Annotated in this window: 19 protein-coding genes; 9 read left to right on the forward strand and 10 right to left on the reverse strand. The window is 66.5% G+C overall.

Annotated elements, in window-relative coordinates; translation table 11 throughout:
- Positions 1–107: 107 nt before the first annotated feature.
- On the reverse strand, positions 108–3,149 hold the full coding sequence (locus HIV01_RS11140) for a TonB-dependent receptor (RefSeq protein WP_200607112.1): 3,042 nt from the start codon (positions 3,147–3,149) through the stop codon (positions 108–110).
- A 378-nt stretch (positions 3,150–3,527) separates the two neighbouring features.
- Positions 3,528–4,535, reverse strand: a complete 1,008-nt coding sequence (locus HIV01_RS11145; RefSeq protein WP_200607113.1) for a LacI family DNA-binding transcriptional regulator — start codon at positions 4,533–4,535, stop codon at positions 3,528–3,530.
- 350 nt (positions 4,536–4,885) lie between these two features.
- On the opposite strand from HIV01_RS11145, the gene HIV01_RS11150 reads away from it, so the two are divergent.
- The 3 genes from HIV01_RS11150 to HIV01_RS11160 are packed head-to-tail and all read left to right on the forward strand — an operon-like array spanning position 4,886 to position 9,566.
- Entirely contained in the window at positions 4,886–7,399 is a 2,514-nt protein-coding gene (locus tag HIV01_RS11150) for a glycoside hydrolase family 3 protein (protein WP_245156781.1), read from the forward strand.
- On the forward strand, positions 7,371–8,237 hold the full coding sequence (locus tag HIV01_RS11155) for a polysaccharide deacetylase family protein (RefSeq protein WP_200607117.1): 867 nt from the start codon (positions 7,371–7,373) through the stop codon (positions 8,235–8,237). Before HIV01_RS11150 ends, HIV01_RS11155 begins: the two co-directional genes overlap by 29 nt.
- Positions 8,238–8,264: 27 nt before the next feature.
- Positions 8,265–9,566, forward strand: a complete 1,302-nt coding sequence (locus HIV01_RS11160; RefSeq protein WP_200607119.1) for a sugar MFS transporter — start codon at positions 8,265–8,267, stop codon at positions 9,564–9,566.
- Between the two features lie 578 nt (positions 9,567–10,144).
- Here HIV01_RS11160 and HIV01_RS11165 read toward each other — a convergent pair.
- Genes HIV01_RS11165 through HIV01_RS11180 form a run of 4 tightly spaced genes read right to left on the reverse strand, consistent with a single transcriptional unit; the run spans position 10,145 to position 14,164 of the window.
- Positions 10,145–11,386 (reverse strand): cation:proton antiporter, encoded by a 1,242-nt coding sequence (locus HIV01_RS11165; protein ID WP_207526930.1) that lies wholly within the window; start codon positions 11,384–11,386, stop codon positions 10,145–10,147.
- Between the two features lie 48 nt (positions 11,387–11,434).
- Complete coding sequence (locus HIV01_RS11170; RefSeq protein WP_200607123.1) at positions 11,435–12,826, reverse strand: aspartate aminotransferase family protein; 1,392 nt, start codon at positions 12,824–12,826, stop codon at positions 11,435–11,437.
- Between the two features lie 13 nt (positions 12,827–12,839).
- Positions 12,840–13,262: a VOC family protein gene (locus HIV01_RS11175; protein ID WP_245156782.1), complete on the reverse strand. Its 423-nt coding sequence runs from the start codon at positions 13,260–13,262 to the stop codon at positions 12,840–12,842.
- A 17-nt stretch (positions 13,263–13,279) separates the two neighbouring features.
- Positions 13,280–14,164, reverse strand: a complete 885-nt coding sequence (locus HIV01_RS11180) for an iron-containing redox enzyme family protein (RefSeq protein WP_200607127.1) — start codon at positions 14,162–14,164, stop codon at positions 13,280–13,282.
- A gap of 198 nt (positions 14,165–14,362) precedes the next feature.
- Here HIV01_RS11180 and HIV01_RS11185 point away from each other — a divergent pair, with 198 nt between their 5' ends.
- Positions 14,363–15,160 (forward strand): hypothetical protein, encoded by a 798-nt coding sequence (locus HIV01_RS11185; protein ID WP_207526931.1) that lies wholly within the window; start codon positions 14,363–14,365, stop codon positions 15,158–15,160.
- Between the two features lie 4 nt (positions 15,161–15,164).
- Here the strand turns inward: HIV01_RS11185 and HIV01_RS11190 are convergent, their stop codons facing one another.
- Positions 15,165–15,797, reverse strand: coding sequence for a DUF4136 domain-containing protein (locus HIV01_RS11190; protein ID WP_200607131.1), 633 nt, complete (start codon positions 15,795–15,797; stop codon positions 15,165–15,167).
- A gap of 225 nt (positions 15,798–16,022) precedes the next feature.
- Here HIV01_RS11190 and HIV01_RS11195 point away from each other — a divergent pair, with 225 nt between their 5' ends.
- Positions 16,023–16,349 (forward strand): hypothetical protein, encoded by a 327-nt coding sequence (locus tag HIV01_RS11195; protein ID WP_200607133.1) that lies wholly within the window; start codon positions 16,023–16,025, stop codon positions 16,347–16,349.
- Between the two features lie 13 nt (positions 16,350–16,362).
- On the forward strand, positions 16,363–16,944 hold the full coding sequence (locus HIV01_RS11200; protein WP_200607135.1) for a manganese efflux pump MntP: 582 nt from the start codon (positions 16,363–16,365) through the stop codon (positions 16,942–16,944).
- A 25-nt stretch (positions 16,945–16,969) separates the two neighbouring features.
- Here the strand turns inward: HIV01_RS11200 and HIV01_RS11205 are convergent, their stop codons facing one another.
- Positions 16,970–17,425 carry an EF-hand domain-containing protein gene (locus HIV01_RS11205; protein ID WP_200607137.1) on the reverse strand — a complete coding sequence of 152 codons (456 nt, stop codon included), beginning with the start codon at positions 17,423–17,425 and terminating at the stop codon, positions 16,970–16,972.
- A gap of 222 nt (positions 17,426–17,647) precedes the next feature.
- Between HIV01_RS11205 and HIV01_RS11210 the strand changes: the two genes are divergently transcribed.
- The 3 genes from HIV01_RS11210 (at position 17,648) to HIV01_RS11220 (ending at position 21,609) form a co-directional block, all read left to right on the forward strand.
- Positions 17,648–19,264, forward strand: coding sequence for an esterase/lipase family protein (locus HIV01_RS11210; RefSeq protein ID WP_200607139.1), 1,617 nt, complete (start codon positions 17,648–17,650; stop codon positions 19,262–19,264).
- A gap of 71 nt (positions 19,265–19,335) precedes the next feature.
- Positions 19,336–20,883 carry a phospholipase D family protein gene (locus tag HIV01_RS11215; protein WP_200607140.1) on the forward strand — a complete coding sequence of 516 codons (1,548 nt, stop codon included), beginning with the start codon at positions 19,336–19,338 and terminating at the stop codon, positions 20,881–20,883.
- Positions 20,884–20,964: 81 nt separating this feature from the next.
- Positions 20,965–21,609: a glutathione S-transferase family protein gene (locus tag HIV01_RS11220; RefSeq protein WP_200607142.1), complete on the forward strand. Its 645-nt coding sequence runs from the start codon at positions 20,965–20,967 to the stop codon at positions 21,607–21,609.
- A 48-nt stretch (positions 21,610–21,657) separates the two neighbouring features.
- Here HIV01_RS11220 and HIV01_RS11225 read toward each other — a convergent pair whose 3' ends face one another.
- Together HIV01_RS11225 and HIV01_RS11230 are read right to left on the reverse strand one after the other, a co-directional pair.
- The gene (locus HIV01_RS11225) at positions 21,658–22,152 is read right to left on the reverse strand and encodes a BON domain-containing protein (protein ID WP_200607144.1); all 495 of its coding nucleotides are present in this window, start codon (positions 22,150–22,152) and stop codon (positions 21,658–21,660) included.
- A gap of 95 nt (positions 22,153–22,247) precedes the next feature.
- On the reverse strand, positions 22,248–23,864 hold the full coding sequence (locus HIV01_RS11230; protein ID WP_207526932.1) for an autotransporter outer membrane beta-barrel domain-containing protein: 1,617 nt from the start codon (positions 23,862–23,864) through the stop codon (positions 22,248–22,250).
- Positions 23,865–23,930 lie beyond the last annotated feature (66 nt).

Genomic DNA, 23,930 nt, shown 5'->3' on the forward strand with positions numbered 1-23,930 from the left:
AGCCTGACTCAAATCGTCCCCCTGGCCACGCCGGCTAGCGTGGCACTACTCCCCGGACAGCGAACGGGAGCCACCGGCGTACCGGCGGCCCCCGCGACTTTCGCACATCAGAACTGGTAGCGGAATCCGAGCATGTAGCGCGGACCGTTCTGCGTGGCGAACAGCGTCTGCCGCTCATTCCGGCCGAACACCCGCACCGTCTCGTCGGTGATGTTGATGCCTTCGAACTGCACCGACATCTGGTCGTTGATCTGGTAGCCGATGCTGATGTCGAGCTGGCCGTAGTCATCGACGTAGTTCGGGTTCGGAATGCCCGAGCCGTCGAACACCGCCGACAGGAACTGGTCGCGCCAGTTGTAGGCCGTGCGGACCGACCAGTCGTACTTCTCGTAGAACAGCACCAGGTTGGCCGAATCGCTGAGGCCGACCAGGGCGAACTGCCCGCCGAGCACTGCGTTGTCGTAGTTCAGGTCCGGACTGTCGACGATGGTGTAGTTGGCGGCGACGCCGAAGCCGGTCTCGCCGAACACGTGCTGGACGTTGAATTCCCAGCCGTCGAGCGTGGAGTCCTGCTTGTTGGCCGGCGTGGTGATCCTGAAGCTCGCCAGCGGATCGCTGGACAGGCCGTTGATCGTGCCGGTGGCGTTGCCGTTGGCATCCGTGCCCGTCCTGGTCACGCCCGGCTGGCCGTTGAAGTTGCCCAGGATGTAGTTGCGGATGCAGACCACGTCGGCCTGCGGGCAACCGTTGGCCAGTGCCGCGTTCCAGTAGCCGCCGCCGACCGGCGTGTGCAGGTTGAACGGCGTCTCGCCGTCGCTGCCGCCCACGTCGATGATCTGCGAGGTGCCGATGTAATTCTCGATGTCCTTGCGGAAGTAGCCCACCGAGACGTAGCTGGATTCGGCGAAGTACCACTCGAACGACAGGTCGAAGTTGTCCGACACCAGCGGCTTGAGCGACGGATCGCCCTGGGTGCCGGTGCCGCCGTCGACGCGCACGATCTGGTCGAGCGTGCGCCCGCCCTGGATGTCCGCCCAGCCCGGCCGGCCGATGGTCTGGCTGTAGCTGCCGCGCAGGATGATGCTGTCGGTGATGTCCAGGCTGGCGTCGAGGTTGGGCAGCCAGTAGTCGTACTCGCCACGCAGCGTCGCGAAGCCCGGCTCGCCGAAGTTCAGGTTCAGCTCGTTGGCCGCGCTCCAGGAGATGCCGGTGGCGGTCGGCACGAGTGCCGAGGACGTCACCTCGGTCTTCTCGTAGCGCACGCCGGCCGCCAGGTTCAGCGGCATCGACCAGTTGAACGTGGTCGTGTACTGCATGTAGCCGCCGGTGGACTTCTCTTCCGTGCGCAGGTCGCGGGTGAACGCCTCCGGTGCCCGGTACCACTCGGGGTGGCCGGTCAGCTCGGCCGCCCGCGCGCGCAGTCGATCGAAATCGAACAGCAGGAAGCGGTCGGTGAAGGCCGGGGCGTTATGCCCGGAGAAGCTCTCGAAGTATTCACCCATGTTGTCCGGGGTGAAGATGCTGTCGTCGTAGTCCGCCGCGGTGCCGACGCCGCCCCAGGTATCGCGCTGCATGAAGCCGAACGCGGTCCGGTTCTCGACGTCGGTGTAGGAGGCGCCGAAGTCCAGTCCGGAGTACTCACCGAACTCGAAGCGGCCCTTGACCTGGGTCTGCTCGATCTCGGACTTGTTGTAGGCGTTGTTGAACACCGAGCCCGATACCAGCGCCTGCGACGGTTCCACCTGCGACACGCCCGGCGGAAGCGCGATGGTCACCACCGGGAAGTCGCGGGTGAAGTCCGCCGTGGTGTCGCCACGCACGAACGCCGACATGCCCAGCACGCCAGCCGAGCCCCACGGGCTGTCCGGACGCGTTTCGGCCGAAGAGTTGTGGTAGTCCAGCGACAGGTCGAGGGCGTCGCTGATTTCCCAGTCGACGTTGAAGCCGAGCGACTTGTTCTCGTTGACGTTGGCCAGGCGCATGCCGCCCATCGAGACGTCGCTGTTGGCCGGGTTGATGATTTCCTTGTAGATCAGCGGCGCGGCCACCGGGCCATCGGTCCAGGAGGAGACCGACGGGCCGAAGTTGAACCACACCGACAGCTCGTTGCGCTGCTGCTGGATCTTGTTCTCGGAGTAGGTGTAGTCCAGCGTCGTCGTGACGTTGTCGGCCGGCGCCCACTGCAGGGTCAGCTGGCCGTTGGTGCGCTGGCGCTGCACGCCGTTGACGCTGTAGTTGAGGTTCTGCGGAACCGAGTAGATGTCGGTCGGACCGGGGCGGTTGGTGATGTTCTCCGAACCCGGCGTGCCCGGCTGCGGAATCGTGCCCCAGTTGTTCTCGTCGCCGCGGAACGGACGCCAGCCGTTGGGCACGCCGACCTGGCTGAAGCCGAAGTCGCGTTCCTGGTAGCTGCCGGTCAGGGCCACGCCGAACGTACCGTCGAAGTAGCGCTGGCTGAAGATGCCCGAGATTTCCGGGGTGATGTCGTGGCCCTGCAGCGAATCGGGCAGGTTGCCGTTGGACGTGTCGTGCACGGCCTTCATGCCGACATTGATGACCGGCTCGGACTCCAGCGGCCTGGCGGTGCGGATGTTGATCGTCGCGCCGATGCCGCCGGGCGGGATGCTGGCCCGGCTGGTCTTGTAGACCTCGACGCTGGAGATCGCTTCCGACGCCAGGTTGGCGAAGTCGAATGCGCGCGAGTTGGAGACGCCGGCGCCGTTGCCGTTGCTCGAGGCCGGCATCTGCCGTCCGTTGAGCATGACCATGTTGTAGTCCGGGCCAATGCCGCGCACGGTGACCCGCGCGCCCTCGCCGAGCGAGCGGTCGATCGACACGCCGCTGATTCGCTGCAGCGACTCGGCCAGGTTGGTGTCCGGGAACTTGCCGATGTCCTCGGCGACGATGCCGTCGACGACACCCTGCGAGTCGCGCTTGAGGTTCATCGACGAGGTCAGGCTTCCGCGGATGCCCTGCACCACGACGGTGTCCAGCGTCCGCGCGTCCTCATCGACCGTTGCCGAGCGCTGCCCGGCTTCGGACGTGTTGGTGGTGTTGGTTGTTTGTTGTGCATACAGCGGCTGGCTCAGCGCCAGCAGCAATGCGGACGTAAGAAGTGTGCGCTTGGGGGCGACACGCGACTGCTTCATCGAAACTCCTCCCCAGAATTCACGATCGAGATTGCAGGCGTCGCCACGCTGCCCGCATGTTCAGTGCGGAGGGATTTGACGTCGGATTGACAGCGCTGTCAACACACCCCTGTCCGGAGACTCTTTTTGATCGAATACCGCTGTTTTTCAGTTGTTTTTTCGTTGTGCAGTGCAGCGATTCAGGCCGACTTGCCCGCGAATCGAAGCATTGTCGCGTCAGTGTTAGCGCTAGCATTTGTGCACTTCGTGCGCGCTCGCACATACGCGCGCACACGCATGCACGCGCGAGCAGTCATGCGCAGCAGTTGACGGGAGTGGTGTTCGAACGGTCGCGCGTCGATCGAGTGGCCGATCGCGTCTTTAACCACGCGACATCCGTCAGCGGCGCGACGGCGCCTGCGTCGATTCGCGCATGACCAGTGCATGGTCGACGCGCAACATGCGCCCTGCTTCGGGCGACTTGATCCTGGCCAGCAGTTCCAGCGTGGCCAGTCGCCCCATCTCGGACGTGGGCTGGCGGATGGTGGTCAGCGACGGATAGATGTGCCGCGAAATAGGCGTGTCATCGAAGCCGCACACCGACAGGTCGCCCGGCACGTTCAAGCCGCGCTCGCGGGCGACGCGTATCACGCCTGCCGCCATGTCGTCGTTGGCGGCGAAGATCGCGGTCGGCGGCTTGCGCAGGTCGAGCAGTTCCTGCGCTCCAGCGCAACCGGACTCGAACGAGAACGCGCCCTGCACCACAAGCTCCGGATCGAATTCGATCCCGGCGTTCTGCAGCCCCTTGCGATAGCCGTCGAATCGCCAGCGGCAGGCACCGTGCGCGGCGGCGCCTTTGATGTGACCGATCCGGGTGTGGCCGAGTTCGACCAGCTTGGCCATCAGTTCCAGCACCGCGGTCGTCTCGTCCATCGCCACGCCGATCCGGCCGGCGGCGTTCTTGGGCGCGATGCAGGCGAACGGCACGCCCATCTTCTCCAGCTCGTCGATGATCAACTTGTCGTCGGTCAGCGGCGGGATCAGCAGCACGCCGTCCGGGCCGAAGTTGCGGAACAGGCCCTGGATGTCGGCGACCCGCTCGCGGCCGAGGCTGACCGCGGCCAGGAAAAGGTTGTAGTTGCTGGCATGGCAGGCCTCGAGCATGCCGTTCTGCACTTCCATCATGTAGTTGCGCGACGGGTTGTTGTAGGCCAGTGCCACGCTGTAAGAGCGCTGCCCGGCGAGGCTGCGCGCGGATGGATTGGGTTTGTACTGCAGCTCGGTCACGGCCTGCATGACGCGCTCGCGCATCTCTTCGCGCACGTTGGGCTCGTTGTTGAGCACGCGCGAGACAGTCTTCATCGACACGCCGGCAGCGGCGGCGACATCCTCGATTCGAATACGCATTGAGCGGCGGATGCTCCAGGGGGCGGAACGCGGCAGATGGTGCCAGAACCATGGCTGTCCGCGATGACAGGACCGGACATGGGCTCCGAGCGGCCAGAGTATGCATCGCAAAGGCTTGCTGCGGCGCAGCAGCCAGGACCGGGCCGCCGGGGGCTATTTCGCGACGGCTTTGCATATCCATGCGATGGCTGGTCGCGAACATTGACAAGGGGCATTGCCGGCTTGTATTGACAGCGCTGTCAATCGCTGGCGCGGCGGCTGCCGGACATGGTCCCGGCCAGCCTTGCGCTGCCAGAATCGTCCATGGGGAGCAGAACGTGCAGGCGAGAGTTTTCGTTGGAGCAAGTCTTTTGGCGATCGGTGCGGCACTGTTCCTGTATGGCGGCAATGGAGTTGCGGCCGACCAGTCCTCCGGGCAGGCGACGGCCCTGCAGGACTGGCCACGTGTCGACAGCGCCATCGCCCGTGACGCGGCCATCGAGGCGCGCGCCCGGCAGATCCTCGCCGGCATGACCCTGGCCGAGAAGGTCGGCCAGATGACGCAGCCCGAGATCAAGGCGATCACGCCCGATGAGGTGCGCAGCTACCACATCGGCTCGGTCCTCAACGGCGGCGGTTCCTGGCCGGCCATGAACAAGCACGCGACCGTCGCCGACTGGCTGGCCCTGGCGGACAGCTACCACCAGGCGTCGATGAGCGCGCAGGTCAAGACGCCCATCCCGGTGATCTGGGGTACCGACGCGGTGCACGGCCACAACAACGTGGTCGGTGCGACGCTGTTCCCGCACAACATTGGCCTGGGCGCGGCACACGACCCGGAGCTGGTCGAGAAGATCGGCCACGCCACCGCACAGGCAACCCGCGCCACCGGCATCGACTGGGCCTTCGCGCCGACCCTGGCCGTCGCCCAGAACATGCGCTGGGGCCGCAGCTACGAAAGCTTCTCGTCCGACCCGGCGGTCGTGCACGCCTATGCCGCGTCCTACATCCGCGGCCTGCAGGGCGACCTGCGCGGTGACGGCACCGTGGTGGCAACGGCCAAGCATTTCATCGGCGACGGCGCCACCGACATGGGCCGCGACCAGGGCAACGCGCTGATCCCGCGCAGCGAGATGATCAACGTCCACGGCCAGGGTTACTACGGCGCGATCGGCGCCGGCGTGCAGACGGTGATGGCCTCGTTCAACAGCTGGGACGACGTCGACGGCGGCGTTGACTACGGCAAGATGCACGGCGCGCAGGCGCTGCTGACCGGCGCGCTCAAGGACAAGATCGGCTTCGACGGCTTCATCGTCTCCGACTGGAACGGCATCGCCCAGGTGCCCGGCTGCAGCAATGCCAGCTGCCCGCAGGCGATCATCGCCGGCATTGACATGGTGATGGTGCCCGAGGACTGGAAGGCGTTCATCGCCAACACCATCGCCCAGGTCGAGGACGGCTCGATCCCGATGTCGCGCATCGACGATGCCGTCACCCGGATCCTGCGCGTGAAACTGCGTGCCGGTTTGTTTGACCGCAAGCCGTCCGACGGGCGTTACGCCGGCAAGGCCGACGCGCTGGTGCATCGCGAGCTCGCCCGCGAGGCGGTGCGCGAATCGCTGGTGCTGCTCAAGAACGAACGCAAGGCGCTGCCGCTCAAGGCCGGCCAGCGCGTGCTGGTGGTCGGCAAGAGCGCCGACAGGTACACCAACCAGACCGGTGGCTGGACACTGACCTGGCAGGGCACCGACAACACCAGCGCCGACTACCTCAACGCCGAGACCGTGCTGGCCGGCCTGCGCGAGGCGCTCGGCGCGGACCGCGTGACCTTCGACCCGACCGGCACGGCCGCCGATCCGGGCAAGTTCGACGTCGTCGTCGCGGTGATCGGCGAAACGCCGTATGCCGAGACCAACGGCGACATCATCGGCTCGGACACGATGGCGCACAGCCGCCGCCACCCCGAGGACCTGGCGGTGCTGAAGGCGGCCGCCGCGCACGGCAAGCCGGTGGTGACCGTCTTCATGTCCGGCCGCCCGCTCTACAGCAACGACCTGATCAATCTGTCCGATGCCTTCGTCGCCGCGTGGCTGCCGGGCTCTGAAGGCGGCGGTGTCGCCGACGCACTGGTGGCGTCGAAGCGTTTCGACTTCCGTGGTCGCCTGTCGTTCTCGTGGCCAGGCGTCGCCTGCCCTGCGCCGGAGAACCGCCCAGATCCCAAGCGCCCGCCGCTGTTCGCGCGTGGCTACGGCCTCACCTATGCCAAGCCGGCTTCGGTGCCGAAGCTGGATGAGTCCGACGTCGATGCCTGCGGCCCGGCGACGTCGCTGCCGATCTTCAACACCAACGACGCCGCGCCGTTCCAGCTGCAGGTCGAAGCCGGCGGCGCCACGCAAGTGGTCGGTGCCTCGCTCAACGACACGCTGGAGTGGCCGAAGGCCAGGCCGGCGATCCGCGTCGCCACCACGCAAGTCAACACGCAGCAGGACGCCAAGTCGGTGACCTGGCTGGCACCGGCACGCCTGCTGGCGCGCAGCACCGGCGCCAACAACCTCAACGCACTCGCCTTCGCCGGCGGCGGCTTGCAGTTCGACGTCGTCGTGCAGAAGGCACCGACCTCGCCGGTGCTGGTGGGCATGACTTCGGGCAAGGTCTCGGGCAGCGTCGACATCGCGCCGCAACTGATCGCGGCCGGCATCGGCAAGAAGGTGACGATCAACGTGCCGCTGAAATGCTTCGCTGACCAGAAGGTCGACGTCGGTGCCGTCGACGTGCCCTTCAGCGTCTCAGCAAAGGCGCCGTTCGCGGCTGCGTTCACCCGCGTGGCGGTGGTCGCCGGCGCGGCGAAGCAAGCCAATGCGATCGACTGTGGCCCGGCACCGTAACCGGCCGCAGGTCCGCGCCGCTGCGGCGGCGCTGGCCCTGCTGGCGATACTGGGCGGCTCGCAGGCCGCCATCGCCGCCGAACCGTTCGCCTGGCCGCAGGGACGGCAGGCCGCAGTCAGCCTGGGCTATGACGACGCGCTCGATTCGCAGCTCAACATCGCCATCCCGGCGTTGGACAGGCACGGTTTCAAGGCGACGTTCTTCCTGGTGATGGCCAACAAGCCGGTCGCCGCGCGCCTGGCCGACTGGCGCGCGGCCGCGGCCAACGGCCATGAGCTGGGCAACCACACGTTGTTCCACCAGTGCTCGCGCTCGGCCCCAGGCCACGAGTGGGTCGAGCCGCAGCGCGACCTCGACACGACCACGGCGCAGCAGATGAAGGACCAGGTGCTGCTGGCAAACACCATGCTCAACGCCATCGACGGCAGGACAGTCCGCACCATGGCGCTGCCCTGCAACGAGTCCGTCGCCCAGGGCCAGAACTACCTGGCGCTGGTCGCCGATGCCTTCGTCGGCGTTCGCGTCGGCGGCCATGCCGTCACCGCCGACGTCGCCGGAATGGACCCCGCCGCCGTCACGGTAATCTCCACCGAAGGCATGAGCGGCAAGGACATGATCGCGCTGGTGAAGGAGGCAAGGCGCAGGCAAGGCCTGGTGAGCTTCACCTTCCACGGCGTCGGCGGCGACTACCTCACCACCTCGGCCGAAGCACACCAGGAGCTGCTCGATTACCTGGCCAGGCACCGCGATGTGTACTGGGTCGATACTTTCGCCAACATCATGACCCACGTCAGGCAGCAGCAGGCGGCGGTCAGCAACGCACCGGGCGCCCCTTAGGCCCATCCTTTCGTCAGCGGAGCCCACATGAACCAACGCCAGCTGTCCACCCCCGTCACCATCGCGATGATCAGCCTGATCTTCTTCGCATGGGGCGGCATGACCAGCCTCAACGATGTGCTGATCCCGCATCTGAAAGCCGTGTTCGCGATGAACTACGCGCAAACGATGCTTATCCAGTTCACCTTCTTCGGCGCCTACTTCCTGATGTCGTTGCCGTCGGGCGCGATCGTCTCGCGCATCGGCTACAAGTCGAGCATCGTCGTTGGCCTGCTGACGGCGGCGGTGGGCGCGGCCATGTTCTATCCGGCGGCCCGACTGCCTTCGTATGCAGTCTTCCTGGCGGCGCTGTTCGTGCTGGCCAGCGGCATCACCTTGTTGCAGGTCGCCGCCAATCCCTACATCAGCCTGCTCGGCAACCCGGCCACTTCGGCCAGCCGCCTCAACCTGGCGCAGGCACTGAATTCGCTGGGCACGACGGTCTTTCCGTTCTTCATTGGCCCGTTGATCCTGTCCGGCGCGGTGCTCGGCGCGGACCAGCTGGCGGCGATGGCGCCGGAAGCGGTGGCCGCGTACAAGACCACGCAGGCGCAGTCGGTGCAGGTGCCGTACCTGCTGCTGGCGGGCGGCCTGCTCGCGATGGCGGCCCTGGTGCTGCTGCTGCGCATCCCGTCGTTGCGCGAGGCCACCGACGCCGGCGACAAGCTGCACCACCACACGTATCGCGAGACGCTGCAGCATCCGCACCTTCGCTGGGGCGTGCTGGCGATCTTCCTGTATGTCGGCGCCGAGGTCTCGATCGGCAGCTTCCTGATCAACTACATGGCCCAGCCCGACATCGGCGGCTTGAGTGAAGCCACCGCCAGCCGCTATCTCGTCTATTACTGGGGCGGGGCCATGGTCGGCCGCTTCATCGGCGCGGCACTGATGACCGTGGTCGACGCGCGCAAGCTGCTGGCGCTGTTCGCTGTCGTCGCCGCGGTGCTGCTGGCGACCACGATGGGCACCAAGGGCAACATCGCGATGTGGAGCGTGCTGGCGATCGGCCTGTTCAACTCGATCATGTTCCCGACCATCTTCGCTTCGGCCATCGAGGGCATGGGCCCGCTGACCGGCAAGGCCTCGAGCCTGCTGGTGATGGCAATCGTCGGCGGTGCGCTGGTGCCGATGCTGCAGGGCGGGCTGGCCGACAGCATCGGCATCCAGGCGGCATTCGCCGTGCCGCTGGTCTGCTATGCGTATATCGCGTGGTATGGCATGCGCGGGTCGCGGGTGGTCGAGAACCTGGGCCAGGCGGAAGGTGCTGCGATGGCGCATCCGCGGCATTGAGGCGTTGCCGTTGCGCCGATAACGACAAAGGCTCCGCGAGGGGCCTTTGTCTTTGTTGGGCTTGTTCTTTGCGTGGTTGGTTTGTGGGGGGAGGAGGTGGGGTGTATTCCGCGAACCTCCGCTTCGCTCCGTTTACTGTTCGCGAAATACACCCCACCCCCTCCTTCCGAAAGCTTCTACTGTTTTATTGACTTCGACTGGTGGCGAGAGCGCAGTGCCCGCGTGATGCATCTGCGCCGGGCGGACTCGCGCCGTGCCGGCCCCTGGACGGTGTCCGTGCCCTCGATCATTCGCACGTCTGCTCGGTGATCTGGGTCCCGGACGCCCGCGAAAGGCTCACGTGGCTTTGAAAACCAAGCGGGGAGCAACGTCCCTGGGTTCCCGCCTTCGCGGGAATGACGGCCTTCGGACGAAGACAGTGCAGTGAATTGCCGAAGCGTCGTCCGCCGGGCCGGGGATTGCGCAGCAGCGGGACATGGATGTCCCGCGCCCCGCATCAGACAGGATGTCTGACTAAGGGGCGGAGCAATCCCCGGGTCGGCGGACGACGCCACTCCGCAGAATCAACCGCAAGCCCCTCAAGCCATCTCGCGGCTCGGAGATTCCACCATCCGTGGCCTTACCAGCCAGCGGAATGCGGGGCCGGTGAGGAGCGTCGACAGCACGGCCAGTGTCACCAGCGCCGCGAACGCATGCTCCGACAACAGGCCTTTGTCGCGCAGGATGGTGGCCGCGACGATTTCCATCAGGCCCTTGCACTGCAGCAGCGCGCCAACTGCCAGGGCCTCACGTCGCGGCAACTGCGGCGCAGGCGGACAGATCAGCACCGCTGCGAGCTTGGCGGTCACCGCCAGCACCAGCAGCACGACCGATGCCTGTAGCGATGCCCAGCCGAGCACGTCGCCGTCGATCTTCATGCCGCTATGGCCGAAGAACAGCGGCGCCAGCGCGAGCAGTGCGAACTGGCCTATGCGCTCGACCGGCACCTGCTTCGACCACGCCTGCGGCACCATCGCGCCGGCGAAATAGGCGCCGAGCAGCTCATGCAGACCAAGCTGCGACGTCGACCAGGAACCCGCGAACAACAGCACCGGCAACGCCGCCCACACCAGCCAGCGCGGCGGCGACAGGCCCAGGCGCTTTACTGTCGAGCCGATCAGCGCCAGCGCCACGAGCAGCAGCAGCGCGAGCACCTGCGTGCCCGAAACACCGTCCAGCAGCGAGCCGCCGTTGGCAGCCAGCAATACCGCTGCCAGACCGATCCACAGCACGGCGTCATCGATCACCGCGATGCTCAATGCCAGCTGCGAGAGACGACGATGCAAGGGACCCAGTTCGCGAACGATGCCGATCAGCACCGGTAGCGCGCTGACCGCCACGCACAGCCCGATCGCGATCGAACCCAGCCACTCACCACCATTCGGCGCGGCCCAGCCGGGTAAGCGGGTGAAGTAGAAATGGGCGGCAACGGTACCGACGCAGAATGGCAGCAGCAACGCGACCGCCGCGCTGGCAAGGAAGCGCCGCTTGCGCGGACGCGCCTGCGAGGCTGCACCCGGGTTGGCCGGGAGGTGTGCCTCCTGCCGGGTCTCCAGTCCCGCCGCGAAGGCCAGCAGCAGCACGCCGAGCCAACCGATGTCCTCGCCGATCGCGGAGGGCAGCCCCCAGGAGGCAGGTATCACTCCGGTTCCCGCCAGCACCAACCCGATGATGATCGGGATCACCGCGATGGGAATGGATCGGCCCAGCGCACGCCACACGCACCAGGCGAGGACGACGAATACCAGCGAATCCAGAACGGCTGCGAGCAGTGACGGCATGAGGCCGATCATAGCCATCCGGGGCGGCGATGGGCCACCACTTTCACCTCATCCGACGCAGTAGCGATCGGCCGTGGCCAGCGCCTCGTCGATGATGGCCAGGCCTTCGCGCATGGTCTGCTCGTCGATGATCAGCGGCGGCGCGATGTGCAGGCGGTTGCCGACCACGAACGGCCACAGGCCCTGCTGCTTGCAGGCGGCCGCGAACATGGTCATCGGCGCGTTGTCGGCGCCGGAGGCATTGAACGGCACCAGCGGTTCCCGCGTATTGCGGTCGCGTACCAGCTCGATCGCCCAGAACACACCCAGCCCGCGAACGTCGCCGACGCTGGGGTGTCGCTTCTGGATCGCCTGCAACGCCGGATCGATCACCTCGTCGCCCAGACGCCGGGCGTGATCGATGATGCCCTCGTCCTTGTAGATCCCGATGCACGCCACGGCCGCGGCGCACGCCAGCGGATGGCCGGAGTACGTCAGCCCGCCGGGATAGGCGCGCGATTCGAAGCTGGCGGCGATGGCGTCGCTCATGATTACGCCACCGAGTGGCACGTAGCCGGAGTTGACGCCCTTGGCGAAGGTGATCAGGTCCGGCACCACCTTCCAGCGATCCACCGCGAACCATTCGCCGCAGCGGCCGAAACCGACCATGACTTCGTCGGCGATCAGCATGATGCCGTGCTTGTCGCACAGCGCGCGCACGCCCTGCAGGTAGCCATCGGGCGGCACCAGGACGCCGCTGGAACCGATCACCGGTTCGAGCACGATCGCGGCGATGCCCTGCCCGCCTTCGACCATGATCGTGTCGGCCAGGTGCGCCAGTGCGCGTTCGCATTCCTCATGCGCGGTGGCTGCATGGAATGCGGAGCGATACGGATACGGTCCCCAGAAGCGGGCGAAGCCGGGCGCGCCGGGCTCGGATGCCCAGCGCCGCGGATCGCCGGTGGCGGTGATCGCACCGGCGGTGGCGCCGTGGTAGCTGCGGTAGGCGGTCAGCACCTTGTGGCGGCCGGTATGCAGGCGCGCCATGCGGATCGCGTTCTCGATCGCTTCGGCGCCGCCGTTGGTGAAAAAGACCCGGTTCAAGTCGCCCGGTGCCACCTCGGCGATCAGCCGCGCCGCTTCGCTGGTGGCGGGGTTGGCGTGGTACGGCGCGACCGTGCACAGCACCTCGGCCTGCGCCTTGATCGCCGCAATGAGCTTCGGGTGCTGGTGGCCGACGTTGACGTTGACCAGCTGGCTGGAGAAGTCGAGCCAGCGTCGCCCGCTCTCGTCGTGGAAGTGGACACCGGACGCGCCGGTGACGACGAGCGGATCGAGCGCGCCATGGGCCGACCAGGAATGCAGTACATGCAGGCGGTCATCGCGGGCAGCGGCGGATTTCGCAGCTACAGGTGGCGCCGCGCCCGCACTGGGCACGGCATCAGGGGAGACGTCACGCATTGGCTTTGCGCCCTCAGGGGATGAAGGTCTGTTCCGGGTCGTCGAACGACTTGAACTCTAGCGCATTGCCCGAAGGGTCGAAGAGAAACATCGTCACGTGCTGGCCTGGCTTGCCCTTCAGCCGCAGGTGCGGCTCCTCGGCAAAGGCGATGCCAGCTGCCCGGAGACGCTTGGCCAGCGTCTCCCACGCCTCACGGTCCAGGTTCATGCCGAAGTGCGGAACCGGCACCGCTTCGCCGTCGAACCGGCTGTCCAGCACGGGCTGGCTGTCGCCGCCGAGGTGGGCGACCAGGTGGTGGCCGAAGAAATCGAAGTCCTGGTAGTTGACGTCACTCCTGCCCTGCGGGCAGCCGATCACGCCACCATAGAAACCGCGCGCCTCATCCAGGTCGCGGACCGGGAACGCCAGGTGGAACTGCGTGATTGTGGACGGCACCCTCGGCCTCGCCTGGTTCATGACACCGCGCCTGGCCGGATCGTGCACGTTGCAAAGATGTTCTGCCAGAACAGGTTCCATGCGGTGATGCTGCATTCGTAACCGTCGGCCAACTCGGACAGCGCCTCGGGTTCGTGCCGGATGTAATCGTCGATGGCTTGTCGCGTCAGCTCGCCGTGGATGATGTCCTGCTCCCCCGTATGGATGGTCCAGAACTCCCAGTCGATGCGTTCGGCGTTCTCGACCATGTAGGGATGTGTCTTGAGGTGTTCGAACAGCACCGACAGATAGGTCTGGCAAAGGCACTCGCCGCCCATCCCGCGCAAGCCAACGCCAAACGCGGAGCTGCGCGCGCCCAGCTGCCGCGTCAGGCTGTCGAGGTTCCTGCGATTGGCGGGAATGCATCGCTCCAGCTGCGCCGGCCCGACACCTATGGTCGTCAGGAAGCGGTCGTAGATCGCCGGATGCGCCTTGTCCGGATCGCCTTCGCCCAGTTCCTCGGCAAGGATCTCGCTGAGCAGGCTGCGCAGGCCACCGAACGGCAACTTCGCCAGCAACAGGGCCAGGTCGCTGATGTAGTCGATGGTGAAGAACCGGTACTGCACGCAAACCTGGCGCAGATCCTCGATCGATAGCTGCGGCAATACTTTCATCTTCTGCGCCGCCAGTGCTTCCGTCGCTTCCTTGGCCGCGTCGGCAAACTGCCAGAAGCTCTGCCGATCCCACGCGCCGGAAGGCATCGATACGGATTCGATGGATGATGGTGTCGTCTGCGCGTCTTGGCTCTTCAGCAATGTCATTCGTCCAACCCTGGAGAGTTCTGGCCGAGCATAGCCTCGGAAAGCGGTGCCGCATTTCACGTTGCGTAGACCATCACGTCGCAATTTCGAGCGATGGTTCACTGAATGTTTGATCTGCGTTCGCTGCACGCAATCTCAGGCGTATTCATCATCAGGATTCGATGCTCCGCGATTCACGATCCGTTTTGAATGAGCGAAACGCGCCGTGCAGCTTTTGTTCACGGCCTGACGTGCCATATAGGCCTTCGTATGGATGGACGCACGATGCAAGCCACGCGTGATGACAAACGCGGATCCACCGTGAACCTGCTCTGGACGGGCGGGTGGGACTCGACGTTCCGCTTGTTGCAGCTGTTGTTGAAGCATCGCGTTCCGGTGGTTCCTTACTACCTGGAAGATCCGACCCGGGCCTCGACGCAGATCGAGCTGCAGACCATGGTCCGCATCGGCGACCACCTGCGCGCGACCTATCCGCGTACCCGTGAGCTGCTTCAGCCTATCCGGATCGCCTCGGTCTGCGACGTCGTCGAAGACGACGAGATCAATGCCGCGCTGCGGGAGATCCGCCGGCGCATGTTCATCGGCAGCCAGTACGCGTGGCTGCCATCGTTCTGCAAGCACAACGCAATCGGCGAGATGGAACTGGGCGTGCACGTGGACGACAAGGTGCAGGCGCTGGTACGGCCCTATGCGCTGGAGTTCGATCACCCGGACGGCTACCGCAACGTCCGCGTCGACCCCCGCCATGCCCACACGGCCGAGTTCCGCCTGTTCCGCTACTTCAGCTTTCCGCTGTTCCACATCGACAAGGTGGGCATCGACCGGCAAGCAGCGGCCGAAGGCTGGAGCGAGATCATGGACATGACCTGGTTCTGCCACACGCCCGTGCATGGCAGGCCCTGCGGCATCTGCGCGCCGTGCCTCTACACGATCGAGGAAGGACTGGCGCGCCGCGTCCCGGCATCGCGACGGATCGTGTCGTTCTTCTATCGGCACCTCGCACTGCCGCTGAAGGCACCGCTGCGGCGCGTGCGGATGTCACTGCGCGCGGGACGAGCGGGCGGGCGCCCTCCCGCGCCGGGCGTGGGCCGCCCGTGAAGCCTCAGGGCGAGGTCGTGCTCGCCTTAGGCAGCTGCGCCAGGGTCTTCGTGGCCACCGTGTCGAGATTGACCGACGGCCCCTTGCTGGCGCGCACGGAACCGCGATAGAGCGCGCGCCACAGCACGCGGATGTCAGCTGGCTGCAGCACTTCCACCAGCAGCCCGCCTTCGACCATCGACTTGGTATCCAGCTTCACCGCCGGCACGCCGTTGACGCCCTGGGTGACGATCTGCGAACAGCCACCGGCCTTGCACTCGACACCGGCCTCATTGGCGCTGGCCAGTCCGGTGTCGCGGACCAGCGTTTCCTCGCTGTCGCGCACGCCGACGCGGTAGGCCACGGCAATGTCGGCCTGGCGCAGGTCGTTGGTACGCCGGTAACCCTTGGCCGCGAGCGCCTTGTCCAAAGCCGCCTGCAGCCTCGCGCGCAGCTTCGGGTCCTGCACGCGCTTGTCGAATTCCGCCGCCAGCTGGGGCGGCATGTCGACCCAGGCGTAGCGATTGCCCGGCATCGAGGTCGCCGGCTTGGACACCTGCACCTGGGCATCGGGTTGGCTCGCATGCACCGCCGGTGCAGCCGGTGCGAGGAAGGCCACCAGAGCACAGCAAAGCAGGCACGACTGCAGACGATTCATGGGCGGCGCTCCGACTCTAGGGATGTGAACCAGGGATGTGACCTTCGACCCAATCGTCGTGTCAGCGCATGTGAAACAGACGTGATGGCAAATGCGCGCTCTGCCCCGTTCACGACACCATCACCGGCGCGGGCGACGCTACTCGCCGGGGACGAATAGCGTCGTTGCATCCACCGCAGAGGCCGGCATCGCATGAACCTTTCACCGAGAAGCCTGTTCCTTGCCATGCTGGCCATCGCCGTCAGTGGTTGCGGCGACCAGTGCAGGAACGAGCCGGTCACCATCGTGCCATCGCCTTCCGGTGCGAGCCGCGCCGTCGTGTTCCATCGCAACTGCGGGGCGACAACGGAAATCAACACGCAGGTCGCCGTATTGCCGCGTAGTGCGCAGCAACCCAACATCCCCGGCAACGCCCTGATCCTCAGTGGTGACGTGCCGTTGAAGGTGCGATGGGATTCGGAGACGGCGCTGACCGTGTCCGGACTGGGTAGTGCGCGGGTGTTCAAACAAAGCCCGGCGGCGGCGGATGTAGCGATCACCTACGAGAAGTAGGACTGCCCCGTCGATGAACCCGATATCCATCGTCCTGCTCGGCCTGGCCATGTCCACCGATGCCTTCGCCGCAGCCCTTGGTAAAGGCGCCGGCATGCTCAGGCCGCAATGGCCGGAAGCGCTGCGGATCGGACTGATATTCGGCGTGGTGGAAGGCCTCACGCCCATCGTTGGCTGGTTGCTGGGCTCGGCAGCCTCTCGCCATATCGAGCAGTGGGACCACTGGATCGCCTTCGGAATGCTCGGAGCGCTGGGTCTGCACATGATCTACAAGGCCGTCACCGACGATGGCGACGCCGAAGGATCAGTCGCCGGACAAGGCAGGGCCGGGATGTGGTCGCTGGCCCTCACCGGCCTGGCGACCAGCATCGATGCGATGGCCGTCGGCGTCGGCCTGGCTTTCGTCGACGTGAACATCCTGGTCGTCGCCGTCGTGATCGCGCTGTGCACGTTCACCATGGTCACGCTGGGGATCATGGCGGGACGGGCGCTGGGCACGTTGATCGGAAAGCGCGCCGAGATGGTCGGTGGCGTGATCCTGATCCTGGTGGGCGCGACGATCCTCTACGAGCACCTGCATGCGGCTCCCGCCTGATCGCGCTCCTGCACGCGACGTTTGATCAGGGACGGACGCGAACGCCGTAACCGGATTTCATTTCCTCGAGGTCGAGGTTGCCGTCGCTGTTGCGGTCGAGCCAGCCGAAGCGCATTTCCAGGGCGCGACGAAGTTCGTTGTCGTTGAGTTCGCCGTCGCTGTCGAGATCGGCAATGATGAGCCGGTCGGCGATCGGCACGCCGGGCGCCTGCGGTCCCAGGATCGCCTCCAGCTCACTGGGGGAGATCAGTGAGTTGTGGTCGCGGTCGGCGGTTTCGAAGGCGATGTCACTGTCGTACTCGTACTTGCTCAGGACACCGTCGCGATTGACGTCAAGGTACTCGAAGCGGGCCTCCGCGCCCTGCGGGAGCGCCTGCGTTGCAGTCCCGGGCGCGTCGCACAGGCCCGGACCTGCGATTCCCAGGCCGAGCGTGAGTACGGACAAGCGCAGCAGGCAGGCGGCGGTCGTGGCGGCGGTCATGGTGGAGTCCCCCGGAGTGATGAGCACAAGCTCATGCAACGGTGGCGAGACCCGGAAGCGGACAGCCGGCCGGCGCATTGTTGCGCCCGGGGCAACACCGGGTGGAGGCGGCCGGGCCTACCGCTGCAACTGGACCGGCCCTACCGTGTCCCCGGGAGGAGGCGCATTTCCGTGCCTTGTTGGCCGGCGCCGGCACGATCGCCGGCGTGCGCGATTCGGGATATGAGCTCGTCGCAGTCGACTGCCGGATCATCGTGCGACAGTGCCGGCACGCCGGCGCCTGCGTCCCTGGACGCGTGTGCCGCCAACGCGCTCGAATCGGCACGCCACTGGGCCAGTCGAGCCGGGCAAGCAGGTCACCGTGCGTTGCCGGCGTGGCTGCAGTGCGCCACCGACGCTTACCGCGCGCTGCACACCGACGACCCCTCGCGCGCCGATGCAGCGGCGACATTGGCGACACAGGCGACCGCCGAACTGCTGTCGCGCTTGCTGCAACAGCATCCGCACGGCTGGTCGCCCGGCCTGCTGCAGGTGGACGGCATCCGTCTGCAGGTCGAGTTTCGCCAGGTATCGCCCTGGCTTGTGCCGCCAGTGCGGATCAGGCTCGCCCGCGACGTGCCGATGGATGCTTTCGGTGGTGAACGCTTCGCTCGCCCGGGGTTCGGTGTGCCCGTGGCGGCGCTGTCCCGTCGCCATGACGACGAGCCATACGGCCGGCTGCAACCTCTCTTCGGCGCATTCCGGAACCTCACGGCCTGGATCGAACCGGACCCCGCGCAGAGCGATGCGCCGCCGATCCTGGTGTTCGCCGACCCGCAGAAGATCGGCGCCATTGCCATTGGTCCTCATCGGCGCCAGCTCGCCAGCGACACCTCGGCCGCCTATGCCTGGGCCATGCGAATCTCGAAGCTGGCGCGCACCGGGCTGTGGGGCCTGCTCGGTGGAGAGGCGATCGAGCATCGCGCAGGCTTGTACCTGCTCGAGGACTACGATCCGGACAAGCGGCCGCTGGTGATGATCCATGGACTGGGCAGCATTCCCCTGATCTGGGCGCATCTGTCCAACGCCGTGTGGGGCATGGACGAGCTTCGTGCCCGATACCAGATCTGGCAGGTGATCTACCCGACCGACGAGCCGCTGTTGGTGACCCGCTCACGGATACAGGGTTACCTGGACGCCGCCTGGCAAATGCTCGATCCGGACGGCGATGCCCCTGCCCGCTCGGGTGCGGTGCTGGTCGGCCACAGCCTCGGTGGCGTGATTGCACGACTGCTGTGCGTGGATAGCGGCGATGCGCTGTGGAACGCCGCCTTCCTGGTTCCGCCCGGGTCGCTCGATGCCAGCGTCGAAGATCTGCAAGTCATACGGCGGCTCTTCTCCTTCCATTCCTATCCCGGCATCGCGCGCGCGGTGTTCCTGGCCGCGCCGCATCGCGGCAGCCCCAGCGCCGCAACGCCACTGGGACAGGTCACGCGCGCCCTGGTCGGTCGACGCACGGCCGAAGTGCATGCCCTGCAGCGCATTGCCATGGCCAACCCGGAAGCGATCCGGCCGGAGTTGCTGCACACCTTCCAGCAGGGCTGGATCAACAGCATCGCCACGCTGCAGTCCGAGCAACCGGTCCGGCGGGCAACCGAATCGCTGCTGCCACCCGCGGGCATCAGCTTCCACACCATTGCCGGCGTGCAGCCGGGCCGCCGGCAGCAGACCGACGGCGTCGTGCCGCTCGACAGCGCGCAGATTCCCGGCGCCGCCTCGTGCCTGGTGGTCGAAGACGGACATCGCCTGCATGACAACCCGCAGGTGGTTGCAGAAGTCCTGCGAATCCTTCGCCTGTGATGGGCCAACGGACGCCTGCTGGCCAGGCTCGCCCTCACATGCCGCCCACTGCCAACGCCCCGGAGAAACCGATGTGGCCCTGGTTTGCCGTTGCATTCTTGCTGCTGCTCGCGCTCATCGGCGCCAGCCTGCTGCTCGTCAACCACCTCGCCCCACCGGCAACCGGCAGGCCCAGCCATACCCTGCCCCTGCAGGCGGCGCAGACCGACATCGACCGCGAGCTGTCGCCGCTGCTGGCTGCCCATCCCGGCAAGACCGGCACGGTCGTGCTGACCGATGGCGTCGACGCCTACGCCGCGCGCGCGGTGTCGGCGCGCAAGGCCGGTCGCAGCCTCGACCTGCAGTACTTCATCTGGCACAACGACCTGTCCGGGCGAATGCTCGCCAGCGAAGTCCACGCTGCCGCCGAGCGCGGTGTGCGCGTGCGCATCCTGCTCGACGACATGAATGCCGCAGGCCTCGATCCGCACTTGCTGGCCATGGACGCCCATCCCGGCATCGAGTTGCGGGTCTATAACCCGTTCCGCAACCGCGCCGGTCCCGGCCGCGCCTTCGAACTGCTGCGGCGACTGTTCAGCATGAACCACCGCATGCACAACAAGGCCTGGATCGCAGACGGCCGCGTTGCCGTCATCGGCGGTCGCAACATCGGCGAGCGCTACTTCGGCGCCGCGACCGAGGTCAACTTCCGCGATCTCGACCTGCTGCTGCTCGGACCGGCCTCCGGGCAGGCGAGCGCGCTCTTCGACCGCTATTGGAACAGTGCAGCCGCGGTGCCGATCGCCACCCTTGGCGCACAGGCGCCGGAGGCATTGCGCAACCTGCTGGACGAAGTCCATCGCGATGCGCGCAGCGAACGCGCCAGGCGATACCTCGATCGCGTCGCCGACTCGCAGCTGGTGCGCGACTACTACCAGCATGCGCTCAGTCCGCACTGGAGCGTCGGGATTGAAGTCTTTGCCGACCCACCGATCAAATGGAGAAGCGACGACCGCGAACAGTGGCTGGTGGGGCACCTGGTGCCAATGATCTCCGCGGCACGCAGCAAGGTGATGGTGATTTCGCCGTACTTCGTTCCGGGCAATGATGGCGCGGCCATGCTCGCCGCCCTGACTGGACGCGGAGTCAGAGTCGGCGTCGTCACCAACTCGCTGGCGGCCACCGATGTCTACCCCGTGCACAGCGGCTACGCCGGTTACAGGGAACGACTGCTCCTGCATGGGGTCGACCTCTACGAACTGCGCTCGCAAGTGCATGCGAAAGAGATGCCGCGCGTGGTTCGCCAGGGCGTCAGCCTGCACACCAAGGCGCTGGTGCTCGACGATGCGCGCGGCTTCGTCGGATCGTTCAACGTCGACCCGCGCTCGAAGAACCTCAATACCGAGATGGGCGTGCTGTTCGACGACCCGGTCATCGCCACACAGGTTCGCGACGAGTACCTGCGCCTGACTTCTCCCGCCATGAGCTACTGGGTGTATCGAAACCGGCAGGGGGAGCTTCGCTGGCTCGATCGCACACAGCCCGAACCGGTGGAGATCGAGCACGAGCCCGACGCGGACTGGTGGATGCGGGCCGTCGCGTGGGCCTCGGGCTGGTTGCCGATCGAGTCGCAGCTTTAGGTTGGGCTTGTCGAATCCGGGTCCGGTCGTTCGTCTGTATCGTGAAGCCGGACGACCGGCATTCCACACCGGAGCGATTCAATGATCCCGACCATTACCGCCTTTGATCGCTCGCCTGACGGCGGCAAGGGGCTGGCGCGAGATACGCGCGTGCGCTGGGCGTTCGAGGAAGTCGGCCAGCCCTATGAGGTCCGCCCTGTTTCCATGCAGGCGATGAAGGAGCCGGCGCACCTGGCGCTTCATCCTTTCGGCCAGATTCCGACCTACGAGGAAGGCGACCTGGTGCTGTTCGAGACCGGATCGATCGTGCTCCACATCGCGCAGCGCCATAAGGGCCTGCTGCCGGACGATGGCGATGCCCGGGCGCGCGCGATCACGTGGATGTTCGCCGCGGTCAATACCGTCGAGCCGCCAATCCTCGAACTGACCAACGCCAGGCTGCTGGAACGCGACAAGCCGTGGAACAAGGAGCGCCTGCCGCTGGTCGAGGACCGTGTACGCGAACGGCTGGGACCGCTTTCCGATCGCCTCGGCAATGCCGACTGGCTCGATGGCGCTTTCAGCGCGGGCGATCTGATGATGGTGTCCGTGCTGATCCGACTGAAGCGATCGGGCATCGTCGACGAGTACCCGAACCTGTCCGCCTACGTCGCTCGTGGCGAAGCGCGACCGGCGTACAAGCGCGCATATGCCGCACAGGCTGCGGCTTTCAAGGGTGATGCGTGATCGAGAACCCGGCCGCTGCTTCGGCCAGGTCCTTCAATGGCAGCAGGATCAATGCGGGCCGAGTCGCGGCCCCTCCGGCTGTGGCGGCGGCGAAGTCGTGCGCAGCAGGCTTTCAAGATTGCGTACGCCGCGCATCGACGAGACCTCGCGCAGCAGGTCCTCGAACTCCTCCTCGGCCACCGCGCCCTTGAGCTGCACCCATCCGTCGTGCACATGCACTTCAACATCGTGCGGGTGACCCACCACGCGCCCGAGCCGGGCGCGGATGCGGTCGTGCAGCCTGTCGTCGTCGAGCAGCTCGGTGGACAGGCTGGCGCGTCCGCGCGCGGCGACGCCCTTGAGGCGATGCGCCGCGCGTTTGGCCTTGCCGCGCACGTAGTGCCCGGCGTCGTTGCCCAGCGACGCCCCGCGGTCGCGAATCAGCGCGCGACGCCTGCGCCCGGTGTTGGGGTCCATCAGGTACATCGCCAGCGCACCGGCGGCAAAAGCCAGGGCGACGCCGTACAGCGTCTTCAGGGTGCTATGCGCGGTTGATTCATGCATGGGGCATCTCCACTCGACTTCGCGTGAACAGTGATGCTGCCAAACCTGTTGCAAACGAAGCGCGAAGAAATGGCCATGGTTGGCTTAACCGGCGATCAGGGCGCTCCTTGTCGACGGCACTGGCGACCCGTGCACGCTGGCTCCTGATCTGCAACGCCGGAGGCCGGCGCCGATGCAGGGCGGGCGCCGGAAGCGCCGTACGAGATCGAGAGGCCGACGCTGTTGGCGCGGGTGGAGTTGCCGCCCTGCTCGTGACCGACCAGCAGCGTGAACAGCCAGCCGGCGCGCAGGCGTACATCCATGCCCGCGCCGATCGCGAACAGATCGTCGTAGTAGCTGCGCAGGCGCAGGCCGTAGTCGCTCGATACCGGCTGCTGCGAATAGTTGATGCGCGCCAGCCCCTGGTTCTCCAGCGCCTGGGTGTACTCCACGGTCCAGAAGGGACGGTAGCGTGCATTCAAACCGGCGAACTCGTAGCTGCCTTCCATGCCCACGGCCAGCGAGGTGTTCTGCACCGTCTGCTCGCGGTAGCTGAGGTCATAGATGCCCAGTCCGCCTTCCTGGTACGGGTCGAGCGTCGTCCGGCTGCCGTCGAGGCGACCGTAGCCTGTCAACGCGAGTCCGCGGGTGTTGCGGTGCTCGTAGCCGAAGCTCACCGATCCGAAGAACTGATCACCGTCGCGTCGTGCATTGGCAGCGCGTCCGGCCGCCTCGCTCCAGCGAACCAGGTCGAAGTCGAGCTGGCCGTAGGCCAGCATGCCGTCGACGAAGAGGTGTTCGCCGGCGCCCCACAAACCGTACACGCTGAGCGAACGCTGGTCGGCGTTCACGCTCGATGCGGAACCGACGGCATCGCTGTCGTGCGTGGCCATGCTGCCTGCGAGGCCGATCAACGCATGATCGCCCAGCGCCCGATCGGCGCCGAAGCTGACACCGTCGGTCTGGAAGTCGTAACGACGCCCTTCACCGCTCTTGCCGAAGTTGACGGTGCCCGCCATCCACATGCCCCAGCCATTGCCCAGCATCGGCCAACGGCCACCGACTGCCTGGCCAACGGGCAGCGCCATGCCTGGCGAACCGGTTTGGCCGGCATAGGCCAACGACAGCGATGTGCTGGAGGCGTTGTCACCGTTGCGCACCTGGCGCAGGCGTCCGCGGATGTTGCCCTGCTGTACGGCGGCGAAGCGAACGCTGGCATCCACCTGCGCCTGCAGTCCGCCGACCACGTCCGCGTCCCGCGTCGGATCGGGGCGATCGACGACCTGCAGGCGCATCTGCACCGAGCCCGCGGTGAAGTTGCCCGCGGCGGCCTGGGTGGCGGTCAGCACCGCAACACCGGCACCGACCACGGTCACGGTGCGGCCATTGACTGTGGCCACCTGCGTGTTGTCGCTGCTGTAGGTGAAGGCGCCGCTGCTGTCGCTCTGCGGTTCGGGCAGGTCGAAACTCGGCTCGCCGTACACCTTGTGCAGCTCGTCGACCCACTGCAGCGTCGGCACGGCGGCGGCGATGGTCACCTCCAGGGTGACTTGCGCAGCCGCCTGGTAGTTGCCATCGCCGGCCTGGTTCGCGGTCAGCGCGCACAGGCCCGACGACAGCATCGCCACGCTCGCGCCGGTGACCTGGCAGACCGCAGGCGTCGTGGTGGCAAACACCACGGCGTTGCCGGAAGCACCGCCCGTCGCCGACAGCGCGAAGTGGCCATTGCGCACATAGACCGGCGCCTCCGGATTGGCGGCAAAACCGCTGATGACCTGCGTGGCCTGGGCTATCTGCAG

This window comes from Lysobacter arenosi (assembly GCF_016613475.2).
In the GTDB taxonomy this organism is placed as follows: domain Bacteria; phylum Pseudomonadota; class Gammaproteobacteria; order Xanthomonadales; family Xanthomonadaceae; genus Lysobacter_J; species Lysobacter_J arenosi.

Coding starts and splice junctions, on each gene's coding strand:
- HIV01_RS11140 (WP_200607112.1), bottom strand. CDS start 3,149: ATGAAGCAGTCGCGTGTCGCCCCCAAGCGCACACTTCTTACGTCCGCA.
- HIV01_RS11145 (WP_200607113.1), bottom strand. CDS start 4,535: ATGCGTATTCGAATCGAGGATGTCGCCGCCGCTGCCGGCGTGTCGATG.
- HIV01_RS11155 (WP_200607117.1), top strand. CDS start 7,371: ATGCGATCGACTGTGGCCCGGCACCGTAACCGGCCGCAGGTCCGCGCC.
- HIV01_RS11160 (WP_200607119.1), top strand. CDS start 8,265: ATGAACCAACGCCAGCTGTCCACCCCCGTCACCATCGCGATGATCAGC.
- HIV01_RS11165 (WP_207526930.1), bottom strand. CDS start 11,386: ATGCCGTCACTGCTCGCAGCCGTTCTGGATTCGCTGGTATTCGTCGTC.
- HIV01_RS11170 (WP_200607123.1), bottom strand. CDS start 12,826: ATGCGTGACGTCTCCCCTGATGCCGTGCCCAGTGCGGGCGCGGCGCCA.
- HIV01_RS11190 (WP_200607131.1), bottom strand. CDS start 15,797: ATGAATCGTCTGCAGTCGTGCCTGCTTTGCTGTGCTCTGGTGGCCTTC.
- HIV01_RS11195 (WP_200607133.1), top strand. CDS start 16,023: ATGCTGGCCATCGCCGTCAGTGGTTGCGGCGACCAGTGCAGGAACGAG.
- HIV01_RS11200 (WP_200607135.1), top strand. CDS start 16,363: ATGAACCCGATATCCATCGTCCTGCTCGGCCTGGCCATGTCCACCGAT.
- HIV01_RS11205 (WP_200607137.1), bottom strand. CDS start 17,425: ATGACCGCCGCCACGACCGCCGCCTGCCTGCTGCGCTTGTCCGTACTC.
- HIV01_RS11210 (WP_200607139.1), top strand. CDS start 17,648: ATGAGCTCGTCGCAGTCGACTGCCGGATCATCGTGCGACAGTGCCGGC.
- HIV01_RS11215 (WP_200607140.1), top strand. CDS start 19,336: ATGTGGCCCTGGTTTGCCGTTGCATTCTTGCTGCTGCTCGCGCTCATC.
- HIV01_RS11220 (WP_200607142.1), top strand. CDS start 20,965: ATGATCCCGACCATTACCGCCTTTGATCGCTCGCCTGACGGCGGCAAG.
- HIV01_RS11225 (WP_200607144.1), bottom strand. CDS start 22,152: ATGCATGAATCAACCGCGCATAGCACCCTGAAGACGCTGTACGGCGTC.